The organism is Dolichospermum compactum NIES-806 (genome assembly GCF_002368115.1).
In the GTDB taxonomy this organism is placed as follows: domain Bacteria; phylum Cyanobacteriota; class Cyanobacteriia; order Cyanobacteriales; family Nostocaceae; genus Dolichospermum; species Dolichospermum compactum.
The window spans coordinates 2,658,844-2,674,914 of the sequence record NZ_AP018316.1; the positions used below are offsets into that span (position 1 = coordinate 2,658,844).

The 16,071-nt window shown below is 36.4% G+C and carries 12 protein-coding genes and 1 pseudogene; 7 read left to right on the forward strand and 6 right to left on the reverse strand.

Features of this window, described 5'->3' with window-relative positions; all coding sequences use genetic code 11:
- Positions 1–438: 438 nt before the first annotated feature.
- Together CA730_RS26445 and CA730_RS12705 are read left to right on the forward strand one after the other, a co-directional pair.
- Positions 439–564, forward strand: a pseudogene (locus CA730_RS26445) (MFS transporter); the annotation flags it as partial.
- A 145-nt stretch (positions 565–709) separates the two neighbouring features.
- The gene (locus CA730_RS12705; protein WP_096667748.1) at positions 710–2,116 is read left to right on the forward strand and encodes an aspartate ammonia-lyase; all 1,407 of its coding nucleotides are present in this window, start codon (positions 710–712) and stop codon (positions 2,114–2,116) included.
- Positions 2,117–2,202: 86 nt separating this feature from the next.
- On the opposite strand, the gene CA730_RS12710 is transcribed toward CA730_RS12705, so the two are convergent.
- A complete protein-coding gene (locus CA730_RS12710; RefSeq protein ID WP_096667750.1) occupies positions 2,203–2,625 on the reverse strand; it encodes a type II toxin-antitoxin system VapC family toxin in 423 nt (140 codons plus the stop codon).
- Between the two features lie 2 nt (positions 2,626–2,627).
- Complete coding sequence (locus tag CA730_RS12715) at positions 2,628–2,915, reverse strand: hypothetical protein (protein ID WP_096667752.1); 288 nt, start codon at positions 2,913–2,915, stop codon at positions 2,628–2,630.
- Between the two features lie 454 nt (positions 2,916–3,369).
- On the opposite strand from CA730_RS12715, the gene CA730_RS12720 reads away from it, so the two are divergent.
- From CA730_RS12720 to CA730_RS12735, 4 genes are all read left to right on the forward strand, one after another.
- Complete coding sequence (locus CA730_RS12720; protein WP_096671495.1) at positions 3,370–4,743, forward strand: nicotinate phosphoribosyltransferase; 1,374 nt, start codon at positions 3,370–3,372, stop codon at positions 4,741–4,743.
- Positions 4,744–4,872: 129 nt separating this feature from the next.
- Positions 4,873–5,463 (forward strand): nicotinate-nucleotide adenylyltransferase, encoded by a 591-nt coding sequence (locus tag CA730_RS12725; protein WP_096671497.1) that lies wholly within the window; start codon positions 4,873–4,875, stop codon positions 5,461–5,463.
- Positions 5,433–6,179, forward strand: a complete 747-nt coding sequence (locus CA730_RS12730; RefSeq protein ID WP_096667754.1) for an NUDIX hydrolase — start codon at positions 5,433–5,435, stop codon at positions 6,177–6,179. The genes CA730_RS12725 and CA730_RS12730 overlap by 31 nt, the downstream gene beginning before the upstream one ends.
- 135 nt (positions 6,180–6,314) lie before the next feature.
- Positions 6,315–8,003, forward strand: coding sequence for an NAD+ synthase (locus CA730_RS12735; RefSeq protein ID WP_096667755.1), 1,689 nt, complete (start codon positions 6,315–6,317; stop codon positions 8,001–8,003).
- A 112-nt stretch (positions 8,004–8,115) separates the two neighbouring features.
- Here CA730_RS12735 and CA730_RS12740 read toward each other — a convergent pair whose 3' ends face one another.
- From CA730_RS12740 to CA730_RS12755, 4 genes are all read right to left on the reverse strand, one after another.
- Entirely contained in the window at positions 8,116–8,964 is an 849-nt protein-coding gene (locus CA730_RS12740; protein WP_096667757.1) for an Rpn family recombination-promoting nuclease/putative transposase, read from the reverse strand.
- A gap of 635 nt (positions 8,965–9,599) precedes the next feature.
- The gene (locus CA730_RS12745; RefSeq protein WP_096667759.1) at positions 9,600–10,874 is read right to left on the reverse strand and encodes an ABC transporter ATP-binding protein; all 1,275 of its coding nucleotides are present in this window, start codon (positions 10,872–10,874) and stop codon (positions 9,600–9,602) included.
- Between the two features lie 91 nt (positions 10,875–10,965).
- Complete coding sequence (locus CA730_RS12750; RefSeq protein WP_096667761.1) at positions 10,966–12,114, reverse strand: glycosyltransferase; 1,149 nt, start codon at positions 12,112–12,114, stop codon at positions 10,966–10,968.
- Between the two features lie 18 nt (positions 12,115–12,132).
- Entirely contained in the window at positions 12,133–13,302 is a 1,170-nt protein-coding gene (locus CA730_RS12755) for a glycosyltransferase family 4 protein (RefSeq protein ID WP_096667763.1), read from the reverse strand.
- Positions 13,303–13,767: 465 nt separating this feature from the next.
- Between CA730_RS12755 and CA730_RS12760 the strand changes: the two genes are divergently transcribed.
- Entirely contained in the window at positions 13,768–16,062 is a 2,295-nt protein-coding gene (locus CA730_RS12760; protein WP_407919738.1) for a hypothetical protein, read from the forward strand.
- The last annotated feature ends 9 nt before the right edge of the window (positions 16,063–16,071 follow it).

Below are 16,071 nucleotides of genomic sequence, written 5' to 3' on the forward strand. Positions count from 1 at the left end.
TTACTACATTGTTAAAAATTAATACTAATCTTTTATAAATCTGCAATTATTTACAAAATCATAATGTTTTACCCCTCCCTAACCCTCCCCTTGTGAAGGGGGAACCAGATTTTTCTTGTTACCCCCCTTTACAAGGGGAAAGGGGGTAACAATGTGATGAAAATTACGGAATACCACTTTTAAAATATCCTCTAAGGGTTTTGTTATAATCAATCCTCAATCACCATAAAAGAGACGCAAGAGCAGGATTTTGTTTGGTTTCGCGGCTCAACCTAACCTACATTTCCTTAACCGACAAGTATTGTGTAGGGAGTCGTTTTCCCTTGATTTCCGCCGATGTGATTTTAGCATCAGGTTTGTTTATTGGGCGTTGTTGAATTGGCGTATGATTTTTGGAGGTAGACTTGAACGTATGCAAAATTATTTTCATCCCTAAAATCAGCAACGCCGTTTATTGCTATACTTTGCGTTGTGACTTTTATTCCCCCAACAGGAGTAATTAAAGGAATTTTACCTTTAGTTTTGATTGCTTGGGCATTAGCAATGACAGTATTTCGTTCTCCGGTGCGTCAGATATCAACAATCTGTTTATTTACAAGATTTATGCAGTCTGACTCACCCTACCAATGTGCCAGTTGCGTAAGTTCTATGAGTTAAAAATAAGTTTTTTGCCTGTTCACTGTTCTTCTGTTCCCATTCTCGACTTTATATGACTAACAATTCAGATTTTCGGATTGAAAAAGACTCGATGGGCGATCGCCAAATTGCCAATAACGTATATTATGGGATTCAAACCCAAAGGGCTATTGAAAATTTCCCTATTAGCGGCATTAAACCTTTATCCACTTATATAGATGCTGGTTTATATATTAAAAAAGCCACCGCTATTGTTAACGGAGAATTGGATTGTATTCCCGCAGATATCAGCAAGGCCATTATTCAAGCTACTGATGAAATTTTAGCAGGTGCATTACGAGATCAATTTGTCGTTGATGTTTATCAAGCTGGTGCAGGAACTTCTCACCACATGAATATTAACGAAGTTTTGGCAAATCGGGCTTTAGAAATTCTGGGGGATCAAAAAGGTAATTACAAACTCGTTAGCCCCAATGATCATGTAAACTACGGACAGTCTACCAACGATGTCATCCCTACAGCTATTCGCATTGGTGGATTATTGGCACTTTCTCGCACCTTGCAACCAGCTTTAGAACAGGCAATTTCGGCTTTAGAAGCCAAAGCCACAGAATTTCAAGATATCGTCAAATCTGGGAGAACCCACCTCCAAGACGCTGTACCCGTGCGATTAGGTGATAATTTCGGCGCTTGGGCGCAAATTCTTTCAGAACACCAAAACCGTCTTTACATTGCTTCTGGGGATTTAATGGTATTGGGTTTAGGTGGTAGTGCGGCGGGAACAGGTATGAATACCCACCCGGAATATCGCCAAAGAGTTGTGGATATCCTGTCGCAATTGTTGGAATTTCCCCTAGAACCAGCGCCCCATTTAATGGCTGCTATGCAAAGTATGGGGGCTTTTGTGAATGTTTCCGGGGCTTTGCGGAATTTAGCCCAGGATTTGGTGAAAATATCCCACGATTTGCGGTTAATGGATTCTGGTCCCAAAACTGGATTTAAGGAAATTCAACTTCCACCTGTGCAACCTGGTTCTTCGATTATGCCCGGAAAATATAATCCTGTGATGGCGGAAATGACATCAATGGTATGTTTTCAGGTAATGGGATATGATAATGCGATCGCTTTTGCTGCCCAAGCAGGACAATTAGAATTAAATGTGATGATGCCCCTCATTGCCTATAATTTAATTCACAGCATTGAAATTTTAGGTAACACAATTTGGGCTTTAACTACAAGCTGTATTCAAGGAATTACTGGCAACAAAGAAAGATGTTTAGCCTATGCTGAAGGCAGTTTAGCATTAGTCACCGCCTTAAATACTCATATTGGATATTTGAATGCTGCGGCTGTAGCTAAGGAATCTTTAGAAACAGGTAAATCTTTACGGCAAATAGTTATCGAAAAAGGTTTAATGACAGAATCAGAATTAGCAACTGTGTTAGATTTAGACCAAATGAGTGCAATTGTTCCTTTATAAACAGGTAGGGGTTTAGCAATGCTAAACCCTGACAGAATCTTTTTTTTGACTGCAATTATTTTATAATGCCAACACAAAAACTATATCTATTGACATGAAGGAAATATCTCAAAACCAGCACAGTGTTGTGGATTAATAATACTAAAAATAGGTTTATCTAAAGTCAAAATCTTAGTAATATTCAGCCTTTCCGCAATAGCAACAATAGTTGCATCTACAAAATCTAACTCACTATCAGCATATTGGGTTAAAATCTCCGTCACCCTTTTTAAATCAGTTTTATTAATTCCTTCAATAATGACATTACTATTAGCTAATTCAGTTAAAACCTGTTTTGTTGTCGGATATCCTAACCTAGAAGTAAGCAAATGAAAAACTTCAGGCAAAACTGTTGTTGGTAAAACTAATACTTCCTTTAAATCAACTATAATATCAAGGACACGCTCATAATTTTCGTCCTTAATATCAACAGTTGCCACTAAGAAACTTATATCTAAAATAGCCGTCATGATTATTTATTTACCTCATCATTAAATTCCTTAATACCTCTAGTTGGCTCAATTTCCGGTGCTAAATTTTCTGTATCTTTGTCAGATAAATCGGATTGACTAGATTCTCCTATACCAGAAATACTTAATAAAAAAATACTCTCTTTTTGTTCATTATTAATAGCCGCAGAAGTTAAATTAAACTGCAAACGTAAAGATTCAATAAAATCAGCCAATTCAGGAAGTGCTGCCAGTGGAAGTTCATTAATAGCTTGAGATAATTGTTCGTGGGTAAGACTTACAGAATTCATATTTTATGTCATCCTTCTACAGGATTAGTTTTTCTGTGTTTTCAAATAAATTGGCATTAATTTCTTCTTAGTTGCCCTATTCCTATAAAAATTTAGTTTATATTATTAAATAATAACGCAATTATTCTTCATGCAAACAGAAAAACTATCTGTTAGTCTCATTCAGGCTAAACATTCTCTAACCAATTATATGTAAAGCTGCACAGAATCATAAAATCCATTCATTAATTCATCCCTTATTATCTGCGGTCAATTATTCTGTAAATCTTATTCAACTTCTTGATATTGACTAGCTGTACTATTAAGAAATATAAATTAATTGTAAAAAATGGCCTAACTCCCTTATGAATATAGGCTTTTGGGGAATTTGTCATTATTTATTAGCCAAGGCTTGACATTATTTATGGTAAATAATACCATAACTGAAGAGACATTCTTGGTAGGGGCATCTCAGATGACAACTTTCCTAGATATAGACTATGAAAGGAAAAATTCCGAATTAAATCTCAGTTGTGAGGATTACAGCTTACTAACAGACCTTTATCAGCTAACAATGACAGCTTGTTATGTCGGTGAAGCTATAGAACAAAAGCAAGCGAGTTTTGAATTGTTTGTCAGACACTTACCCGATGGTTTTGGCTATTTAATAGCAATGGGTTTAGCCCAAGCTCTGGAATATTTGACTAAATTCCGGTTTAATGACATGCAAATTGCCGCTTTGCAGTCAACAGGAATTTTTACCCACGCAAATGAGCGTTTTTGGCAACTGTTGAGAGAGGGTTGTTTTACTGGAGATGTGTTGGCAGTTCCCGAAGGAACAGCGGTATTTGCTAATGAACCCATGCTGCGAATAGAAGCACCCTTATGGCAAGCGCAAATAGTAGAAACATATCTTTTAAATACTCTGAATTATCAAACTCTAATTGCCACTAAAGCCGCAAGAATACGGGATATAGCCGGAGAGAAAGCCACACTTTTAGAATTTGGCACGCGCAGGGCTTTTAGTCCCCAAGCCTCTTTATGGGCAGCACGGGCGGCTTTAGCTGGTGGTTTAGATGCTACTTCCAATGTGTTAGCAGCGCTACAGCTAGGACAAAAACCGAGTGGTACAATGGCACACGCTTTAGTCATGGCTTTATCAGCCTTAGAAGGGAGTGAAGAACAGGCTTTTACAGCATTTCATCAATATTTTCCCGGTGCGCCATTATTAATTGATACTTATGACACGGTTGCTGCTGCGGAGAAATTAGCAGAAAAAGTCAATGCTGGCCAGATGGAATTATCGGGAGTCAGATTAGATTCTGGAGATTTAGTTAATTTATCAAAACAAGTGCGATCGCTATTACCCAATATATCAATTTTCGCCAGTGGTGATTTAGATGAATGGGAAATTAGCCGACTGAAGAAAGAAGGGGCAGAAATTGATAGTTATGGATTAGGCACAAAATTAGTTACAGGTTCACCAGTAAATGGAGTTTATAAACTTGTTGATATTGATGGAATTCCTGTAATGAAAGAATCAAGTGGTAAATTTACTTATCCAGGTAAAAAACAAATTTTTCGCTCCTTTATAGATGGTAAAATACAGCACGACAGATTGGGCTTAATAGATGAGAAGTCTGAAAATGTAAAATCTTTATTACGGTTAGTAATCAAAGCAGGTAAACAATTGCAACCACCAGAAACTTTAACAATAATTCGTCAACGAACTGCGGCATCAGTTGTTAGTCTACCAGAAGAAACACGAAGATTAGAAAATCCTATTTCTGTTAAAGTTGAAATTTCCGAATCATTGCAGAAATTGACAGAAAACACGAAACGAAAATAAATTATAACTTACGTACAAATTAAGAAAATGAACCACGAAGGAACGAAGTACACGAAGAGAAGAGAGTTTTAAAGATATTTTGCGTTAGTCATGTAAATCAAGTCAATGGGCAAATAAACCTCAAAAATCATGAAAATTGCATTATTTGGTACAAGTGCAGATCCTCCAACTGCTGGACATTTGATAATTCTCAAATGGTTATCGGAATGTTATGATTGGGTAGCTGTGTGGGCGGCGGATAATCCTTTGAAGTCCCAACAAACGCCTTTACCACATCGGGCAGCAATGTTAGAACTGTTAATTAAAGATATCAATATTGCTAACCAAAATATTGCCTTAGAACAAGATTTAAGTAGTTGGAAAACTCTAGAAACTGTAGGTAAAGCAAAATTAAAATGGGGAGAAAATATTGAATATACTTTAGTAATTGGTGCTGATTTAGTCAATCAGTTGCCGCGCTGGTATCATGTTGAAGATTTATTACAACAAGTGCAATTACTGGTAATTCCCAGACCAGGATATATAATAGATGATTCTAGTTTAGAAAAAGTTAAACAAATCGGAGGACAAATTAAAATTGCAAATTTAATTGGTTTAGATGTTTCCTCTACCGCTTTTCGTGAACAAGGAGATATTAATACTCTCACACCTCCCGTCATTGCCTATATTCATCAACAGCATTTGTACGAATGCCAATACGTAACCCAAAAAAGATTCTAAACTCCATAAATCAACAACCTTTAGCTGACTTTAAAGTTGGTGTTGATAATGTGATTTTTTCTGTAGATACTGCTCAAAATCGGCTGTTAGTTCTCTTAGTCATGCGACAGCAAGAACCATTTTTAAATGATTGGAGTCTTCCCGGTACTTTAGTTGGTCAAGGAGAATCCTTAGAAGATGCTGCTTATCGCATTATGGCTGAGAAAATAAAGGTGAATAATCTTTATTTAGAACAACTTTATACTTTTGGTGGTCCCAACCGTGACCCCAGAGAAGAAATTGATAGTTATGGAGTCCGTTATTTATCAGTTAGTTATTTTGCCTTAGTTAGATTTGAAGAAGCAGAATTAATTGCTGATAAAGTTGCTGGTATTGCTTGGTATCCCGTCAAACAATTACCACAATTAGCTTTTGACCACAATGAAATTATCACCTATGGACATAGAAGATTAAAAAATAAATTAGAATATAGTCCCGTAGCTTTTGAAGTCTTGCCAGAAACTTTTACCTTAAACGATTTATATCAACTATATACTACCGTTTTAGGCGAAAATTTTGCAGATTATTCTAATTTTCGAGCGCGGTTACTCAAATTAGGTTTTTTATCCGATACCAGAATTAAAGTCTCAAGAGGTGCAGGTCGTCCCGCCAGTTTGTATAAGTTTGATAAAGAAGCATTTGCACCATTTAAAGATAAACACTTAGTGTTTATTTAAATCCTATTCCTTCGCTTCCTTCGTGCCTTCGTGGTTCATAATCTCATAATTTTTATAATTTATGAATCACTTCCAAACTAAAAATCTTAAAAATTAGAGGCACAACAAATTTTCCCTATTCCCTACTCCCTAACTATGAAAATTGCTATCGCTCAAATTAATCCTATTATTGGTGACTTATCTGGAAATGCCCAAAAAATTCTGGAAATGTCCCAACAAGCAGCATCAGAAAATGTCCGTTTATTATTAACACCTGAATTATCTATTTGTGGTTATCCACCTAGAGATTTATTAGTTAATCCTAGTTTTGTAGAAGCAATGGATAAAACATTGCACAAATTAGCTAAAGATTTACCAGCAAATTTAGCTGTATTAGTGGGAACTGTGGTTAAAAATTCTCAAGCGCACATTACTGGTGAGAAAAATTTATTTAATAGCATTGCTTTATTAGAAAATGGAAAAATCCAGCAATTTTTTCATAAAAGGCTGTTACCTAATTATGATGTTTTTGATGAAAAACGCTATTTTGAACCAGGACTACAGGCAAATTATTTTAAATTAGATGATTTCAATATTGGTGTGACAATTTGCGAAGATTTATGGAATGATGAAGAATTTTGGGGTAAGCGGAGTTACGCAGTTAATCCGATTGCTGATTTAGGAAATCTAGGAGTAGATTTAATTGTTAATTTATCTGCTTCACCTTACACGGTTGGTAAACAACATCTCCGAGAAGCGATGTTAAAACATAGTGCAGTTAATTTTCAACAACCAATTATTTATACAAACCAAGTTGGCGGAGATGATGATTTGATTTTTGATGGCCGGAGTTTTGCTTTAAATAAACAAGGTGAAATTGTTTGTCGTGCTAAAGGTTTTATATCTGACTTTTTGACGGTTGAATTTAATAGTAATAAACAAGATTTAGAATTAGGCCATGTTTCTCCTGTTTATGAATATGAAGATGAGGAAATTTGGAATGCTTTAGTTTTGGGAGTTAAAGATTATGTGGAGAAATGTCGCTTTTCTAAAGTATTGTTGGGTTTAAGTGGGGGAGTTGATTCGGCATTAGTGGCGGCTATTGCTACTGCGGCATTAGGAAAAGAAAATGTGATTGGTGTATTAATGCCTTCTCCCTATAGTTCTGAACATTCTATTAGTGATGCTTTAGCATTAGCAGCAAGTTTAGATATTCAAACTCAGATTTTACCTATTGGGGAATTAATGCAAAGTTTTGATAAATCTCTATATGAGTTATTTGCGGGAACAGAATTTGGGATTGCGGAGGAAAATCTGCAATCTCGCATTCGTGGTAATTTATTAATGGCAATTTCTAATAAGTTTGGTTATTTGCTTTTATCTACTGGCAATAAATCGGAAGTTGCTGTTGGTTATTGCACCCTTTATGGTGATATGAATGGCGGTTTATCTGTTATTGCTGATGTTCCGAAAACTCGCGTTTATTCCCTCTGTAAATGGTTAAATTCTCATCAACAAAAAGAAGTTATTCCCGAAAATATTCTCACCAAAGCACCCAGCGCAGAACTTAAACCGGGTCAAGTTGACCAAGATTCCCTTCCACCTTATGAAATTTTAGATGATATTCTCGACCGTTTGATTCATCAACATCAATCAGCAGCAGAAATTATTACCGCAGGTCATGAACCGGCAATTGTAGATAGAGTATTACAATTATTATCCCGTGCGGAATTTAAACGCCGACAAGCTGCACCGGGATTAAAAATTACTGACCGCGCTTTTGGGACTGGTTGGAGAATGCCTATTGCTAGTAGTTGGTCAGCGTTGAGGAATATAGGGGTTTAGCACTGTTTTCCACAACTGCCAGGGAATAAATTCCCTGTCTCATAGTTCAAGTCCGTTAAAACGGACTAATAAATTTTCCTATGGCGGTATTGACAGTTGCGTAAGTCCTGAATTACTGCTTTTGTAACCACCCTTCCAAATCGGCCACAGTGGTAAAATCCAATAGGACATCACATAAATCTTCAATCTGTACCAAGGATAATCCCTGAACCTGCGACAACAACTTATCAGGAATATTACCCAACCGCCGATTTAGCTGTCTGAGGGCGATTGATAAGGCTTCTTCCCCTTTCCCTTCTTCTTTCCCTTCTTCTTTCCCTTGTTCCTTGGCTTCCAGTATCGCTCTTGGCTCTTCTAAATCTAATCCCAACATGGTTATAATCTCCTTTCGACTCAGTTTAGTAAACTTGTAAACAATAATCGTCGTGATTAAATCTATTATCGCTGCTTCTGACTGTTTCCGCGCCTCAGCTAACAAAAACTTTGCTGTTTCTATTGCTTCAGCATCTTCCTTAATCGTCAGCAACATCAAACCTAAGCCTAACGGTTGCTGTTGTACATCCCCCAATTCATCCAAATATACTCTACGAACCTGATCACCTGCTAACAAAGACCGATGAATTTTTAAATTTGATGGTTCTAAACTCCGCGAACCAAAAATTATCACACCATACCAATCATCATAACGAATAGAATGGCGATGGAGAAACAGCGATAATTCTGAAAAAAAGCGAAAATATAAATTCTCATCTTTTTGAAACTGCACTTCGGCAAAAAACACCACTTGAGAAACTGCATTAGCTGGAGGTAGAAACACCCCATCAATTCGGAAAGCTGTTTCTTTAACTTCCACCGATTCAAATTGATAATTGTCGGCTCCTGCTGGTGGTTCATCTACTAATTCAAACAACAAACTCGGAAATTGTTTGAACAATTTATAGAAAATAGAATCCCGTCGCATTATTAATGAAAATTCTACTGTATAATAATTATATTTAATTTGTAAATACTGAGGGGTTTAGATCCCCGACTTCTTGAAGAAGTCGGGGATATGTAAATCTACGTAATAATCAGGTTTTCTATTGGGAATTTTTGTAATAAATTGAAGCAGATATAATTCAAAAATTGAGCGATCGCACTTTTACAGATATTAAAATCCTCTCTAAGTAGGTGGGCGTTAAAAATTGTCGTTGGGGCAAGGGAACAGGGAACTCTTAACTGGGAACAGGAAGAGAGTTTTGAGTGATTTTACTTTTCTTCACATACCTTTAAATTTTTCTGTTCACCTACTTATTATTGGAGTTTAGACTAAATCTTTTTTTGTAGGCTCAACCCCTTGCTGTATAAGGTTTATGACTTACAAGACGTAGAATAACTTGGAAACCCTTAAAGCCTCGCCTACAGAGACTTTGGCGGATTAGGAGGGGAAATTAGTCTAAACTTCAGTTATTACTGAAAAAAGCTATAGTGGCTGGTTTCATATTCAAAATCTTGACCTCAACAAAGTCAGTGGGGACTCGTTAATCAATCCCCTTACCAACGAACTGGAATCAGAAAATATTGCTGAACTTACAGAACTCTATGTTCCCTCTTACCCTATTTTTGAAATATTGCTAATTCGGTTTTGGGGTCAAAAAAATGCAGTTTCTCAGGAGTTAAAGATAGCCAAAGTTGCTCACCTATGGTGATAAATCTATCGGGGGGAACTCGAACTTGTAAAGTTTGTCCGTCTGGATTTTGTAAATCAGGATCGGCAATTTTTACAGATAAAAAAGTGTCATTTCCTAAGTTTTCTACTAAATCTACTTTAACTGGTAAATTTTTAGTAGCAGGTACACCTAAAATTAGATGTTCTGGACGAATACCTAACATTAAAGTTTGTCCGTCGTATTTTTGTAACGCACTTCCCCACACATCTGGGAGAGTGAAGCGGAAATTTGCATGGGTAATTAATAAAGGTGCGTGAAACTCTACAGGGATAAAATTCATGGGTGGAGAACCGATAAATCCCGCAACAAAACGATTAGCAGGACGGTTATATAGTTCTAATGGGGCGGCAACTTGCTGGATTTTACCTTCTGACATAATCGCAATGCGATCGCCCATTGTCATCGCTTCAGTTTGATCATGGGTAACATAAATTGTCGTTATCCCCAATTGACGTTGCAATTTAACAATTTGACTCCGGGTTTCCGCCCGTAATTTAGCGTCCAAATTAGATAATGGTTCATCCATGAGGAATACTTGGGGATTGCGGGCGATCGCTCGTCCTAATGCTACCCGTTGTCTTTGTCCCCCGGAAAGTTGTTTGGGTAAACGATTTAACAAAGTTTCAATTTGCAATAAACCCGCAACTTTTTGGACTCGTTCATCTACAATTCTTTCCTTAGCAGAAATATATCGCAATCCTCTAGGTAACTTTTTTGTTACTCCTACCAGTAAATTCTCGCCCCATTGAGCAAATCTTTTTTTGCCAAATTCCGCATCTGGAAACTGACGACGCAAGCCAAAAGCGATGTTGTCATATACAGTCATGTGGGGGTAAAGTGCGTAACTTTGAAACACCATAGCGATGTCTCTGGCTTTAGGAGGTAAATCATTAATCAAGCGAAGCCCTGCGGGCGCACTAGCACTATCGCCTACGGAAATATTACCACCAGTCATCACCTCCAAGCCAGCAATTAACCTCAGCAGCGTACTTTTACCGCAGCCGGAAGGTCCCACCAGCACCATAAACTCACCATCAGCAATGGTTAAATTAATCCGTCGCAAGACACTTACACCATCTGTACCGTCTTGTTGCGCCTTTGCACCTTCCCCACCGCGACTGGGAAAACTTTTATAAACGTTTTCTAATACAACTTGTGCCACAAAAATTCACTTTAAAATTTATTAGTTTGTAGAGGCGGAATTTTTCCACCCATACATTACATATTATACATTGTTTATTTCACCACAAATTCTATGAGTTGAGTATTATTGATTCTAACAATTCTTGAATTTGCTGATTAATAATATTTACATCAAAACGTTCACTAGCAATAATTCGGGCATTATTGGCAATATTCGCAGTTTTTGCCGATTTTTGCCGACAATTATGAATCATTCGGGCTAATTCTTGAGATTCTCCAGGTGTAACCAAAAAACCATTAATCCCATCTTCCACTAATTCCATCGCACCACCAGCTTCAGCCGCAATCACAGGCTTACCACACAGCATAGCCTCAACAATAACCCTGCCAAAAGGTTCAGGTGCAGTAGAGGTATGGGTAATTAAATCACACATTGTCATTAATTGCGGAATATCCGCGCGAAAACCTAAAAACTTAACTTGATGTTCCAGTCCTAATGCAGTTACTTTTTGGTGTAAATCATGAACATATTCCTGTTCACCAAATAAAGCATCACCAACTAGAATTACGACCACATCTTGTGGACATTGGGAAAGCGCATCAATTAAAATATGCTGTCCCTTCCAAGGAGAAAGGCGGCTAAAATGTCCAATCACAAACTTATCTTCTAACTTGAGATTTTCTCTTAAATTTCTAACTTCTAATTCATCAACTTCATAATTTTTTGCCGCAAAACCATTATAAACAACCCGAACTAGATCCGGTCTCCCTCCAGCTTCTAAAAATGCCATCTTACTAGCTTGAGAATTAGCAATCACCAAAGTAGCACAACGATTAATTAAATTAACAGCAACTTGCAAATTAGTTTTACTAAAATGTTCTAAAGAAAGAATATCATGTAAATGATAAACCAAAGGACGACGAGCCAAAAAACTAGCTACAGCCCCCACCACTAAAGCCTTTTGAGTATTAGCATAAATTAAATCATATTTCTTTGCCAGTTGCACAACCTGATTAATTAAAGGAATTATTTGCCCTAAACTACCTAATGCTTGAAACAAACCACTTTGTTTACCAACTTTAATAGCTTGAGTTTTCAAAACCTCCACAGGAACTTGATTTTCTTCCAGTAACTTTCTAAAATCACCATCTGCAAATAAACCAACCAGAGCATTTTTTCCATAAGGTTTAGCAATATCAACTAAACACAACTCAGCACCACCGGGTTTACCACTTTGGTCTAAAAATAGAATTTTCATACAATTTTCATCATCAATTTAAGCTAAAATAACTTGCCGCACCTGTTGGGCAATATTCGTCCAATTATAATTTTTAATCGTGTAATCACGACATTCTTCCCTAGCAGGTAAAGGCATTTTTCCTAACATAAATTGTGCTAATTTATCAGCAATACTTTCCACAGTAATCGCCTCAGTAATTAAATCTGGAGAAAATTTCTCTAAGATTTCTGGCATTCCCCCCACAGGAGTGCATAAAACAGGAGTACCACAGGCTAAAGACTCCACAATAGCTAATCCAAACCCTTCAAAAGATTGACTCGGCATCACCGTTAAATCAGCCGCTTGATAAGCCACAGGTAAATCACTTTCCGGTAAAAAACCTAAAAATTGGACATTATTTTCCAAGCCTAATTCTCTAGCCTGTTGTTGTAGTAAAGCTTGAATATGTCCCCGTCCAGCTATCGCTAACCAAACATCAGGAATGCCAGCTTTAATCATAGCTACAGCTTGCAATAATTTATCAATTCCCATGCGATGAACTAAGCGACGGGAAGTAAATAATATCGGCCGATTAGTTGGCCACCCTAGTTTGATTCTAGCCTCTTGACGTGATAAATTATTCTGAAAATGATTAATATCAACTCCACCGGGAATAATATTAATTTTCTGCCAAGGAATTTGGTATTTTTGATGAAGGATTTGACCAAAAGCTTTACTAAGAACAATAAAGCGATCGCACCGATTATAAGTGCTTTGTTCTATTAGTTGTTCCTTTAACCACACACTAAATTTCTGATTAACTACTTCTTCCTGACTTTCCGAAGCCCAAGGCCCATGAAAATTAAAAGTAATCGGTACTCCTTTAGGCAAAATATCTAAAATTGGAAAACTATATAATGCAAAATGGAGATTGATTGCATCAGGCTTACCTAATCTTGTTTTCTTAAAATTATTACGAATTGACCATAACCGAGAACTAATCTTACTATTTGGATCAGCTAAATTAGTCAACTTAATCTGTGTATTTTTAGCATCTACAGGTAAACCCACTCCACATAATTCTACTTGGTCTTGAGATGCTGCTAATTTATGAGTTAGTTCATAAATATACCGTTCCAATCCTCCAGGATGGCTAGGAAACCAACCCGTACCTAACGTTAGAATAGATGCCGATGGTGAACTTAATTTTATATCTTTACCCTTCACGTAATTATCTCCCCTTTGATAGATAAATTGAGATTAGTTATTTTGATTTACGCTTTTATTTATTTTGCCAATGCCAAGATAATTTATTTTCAGCATGATCTTTTAATACGACGCTGAGAATCAAAACCAGTTTAAATATAAAAATTATTCCATTTCCACAAATAAAATACATCAAAAAAATATATTTGCATAACAAATTATAGATATGTATATCAGTATCAATTCAGTGAGATGTGAGATATATTCAGAAAATCATAAAACCCGTAGGGGCGGGGTTTCCCCGCTATATAAACGTTTTTCGTGAACTCAGAAATATTACTATCATTAATTCGTAAAAAAGTTATATTTTATCTAAAAATTAGCAATCTTAGCAGCATTGAGTATAATTTTTTTTTATTTTAAAACTATATGTTATTAATAAAGTTTTGATGAAATTAAATGCAAAACAAAATTTATTTGTTATTTATGAGTAAGAATTTAAAAGCCTATCCTACAGGGATAAAATACAAATTCAAAAAGCATATTACAGCAAACAAATTATTTATGCAGATTAGTAAAACTTGCTACAAACTTTATCAATATCTTCATAACTTATTTTCGAGAAGATATTGGCGAAAAAAAATAACTTTCAATATTTTATTGGGTGTAACCTGTGGACTACTCGTAACATTTGCCGGCATGACAATGGATTTAGCAACAACTAAAAAATCTAAAGCAGTCAGAACTCCGGAAATTACATATATTACTTCTTGGTTAGGAAATACCATTGGTAATGGTAAATTGCGAGTCCAAAATAATATAGAAGGAATGTATGTCAAAGATGATGGAACAATTTATACAAATAGTGTTTGGGATGAAGCTGGTAGCGAAGCAGGAGTATATAAAGATGGTAAACCAATTTTTATCCTCGAAGATACACATGGTTGGAATCGTTTAGGTGGTAAAGCAATAACAGTAAATAACAAATATATTTATATTTCTATGACTCAAGGTGGAGCAAATCAAACAAAAGAAGATTATCCTCCCCAAGGACAAAATTGGTACTGCGTCAGACGTTATGACTTAACAGGAAAACCTGTACCTTTTGAAAAAGGAAATGGCTGGGATAAAAGTATGTTAATTACCAGTAAAAGTCATGAAGTCACAGGAATAGCAACAATAAATAATCAACTATTCGTTAGCAATGCTGGGGAGAATATTGTTCGGGTCTATAATACCGAAACAATGGCAGAAATAAATAGGTTTACTGTTAATAATCCTGGAAAAATTACCATTGATAAAAAAGGTAGTTTGTGGATTATTCAAAATAGACAAGGTGCTAAATTTGGAAAAATTGTCAATTATTCTCAAGCCGGAAAGAAATTACCCGAAGAAATTACGGATGTTGATAACCCATCAGCATTAGCCATTGATAATCTCGGTAGACTGGTAGTAGCAGAAAATGGGATTAATCAACAATTGGTAATTTACAATATTAATAATCAGCCAGTTCGCGTAGATACTTTTGGGGATAAAAAAGGTGTTTTCGGTGGTGTACCTGGAGAAGTAAAAATATCCAAACTCTATGGCATTACTGGAGTTGGGACAGATGCGAAAGGCAATATTTATGTAAATAATAATGGCTTTAATACATCGGGAACAGATTTAAGAAAATTTTCGCCATCAGGAAAAATAGTATGGCAATTACTAGGATTAATATTTGTAGATAATGCAGATACAGATCCAAAAACAGATGGTGTAAATATATTCACCAAACAAGAACAATATGTCATGGATTATAGCAAACCTGCGGGCAGACAATGGACTTATAAAGCCTACACAGTCAATCCTTTTAAATACGCTCAAGATCCACGTCTACATACATCACCAGATGGAACTTTTGTGCGGCGTATTCAAGGAAAACCTTTTGTATTCCTGACAGATATGTACAATAGCTTTTTGCAAATTTATCGTTTTCAACCAAATACAGATGGTAAAATTGCAATTCCTGCTGGGATGTTTGTTGGTACTAATGATCAAAATAAACAATCTATTAATGGCAATTGGCCACCCTATCAACCTGCACAAGGAGAATGGATTTGGCGCGATAGTAATGGCAATGGTGCATTTGAAAAAAATGAATATGATAGCAGTAAAGACTATCCCTATATCGGAGGTTGGTGGGTAGATAGCAAAGGAGATGTTTGGAAAACTTTGCGAACTGAAGATGGCATTCGTCATTATCCTTTACAGGGATTAGATACTAAAGGAAATCCCATTTACACCTATAGTTCGATGAAAAAACTCAAAACTCCTAGCACTTTCAAAGACTTGCGACGGATTGAGTATTTTCCCGAAACAGATACTATGTATTTATCCGGTTTTACGATTGAACATCCGGCATTTGCTGATGATGCCAAAGTCATAGGATCAGAAATTGCTCGCTTCGATAATTGGAGTCAAGGAAATCGTACTCCTAAATGGCGAACCGTCGTTCCCTACGACACTACAGGTAAAGGATTAGTTGCCACCGCAGCTATGAGTGTAGCTGGTGATTATGTATTTGCAGTGGGTGTAAAAACCGCCGAGGTATATGTTTACAAAACTGCTACCGGAGAACTCGTGAAAAACATGACTCCAGGTGCAGAAGTTGGCAAAGAAAGTGGTTGGGTTGATATTCCCTATGGTATCCGTGCTTTCCGTCGTGCTAATGATGAATATCTTGTATTTGTAGAAGAAAACTGGCAAGGTAAGGTGCTTATCTATCAGTTTCCTATTTGATACAGCAAT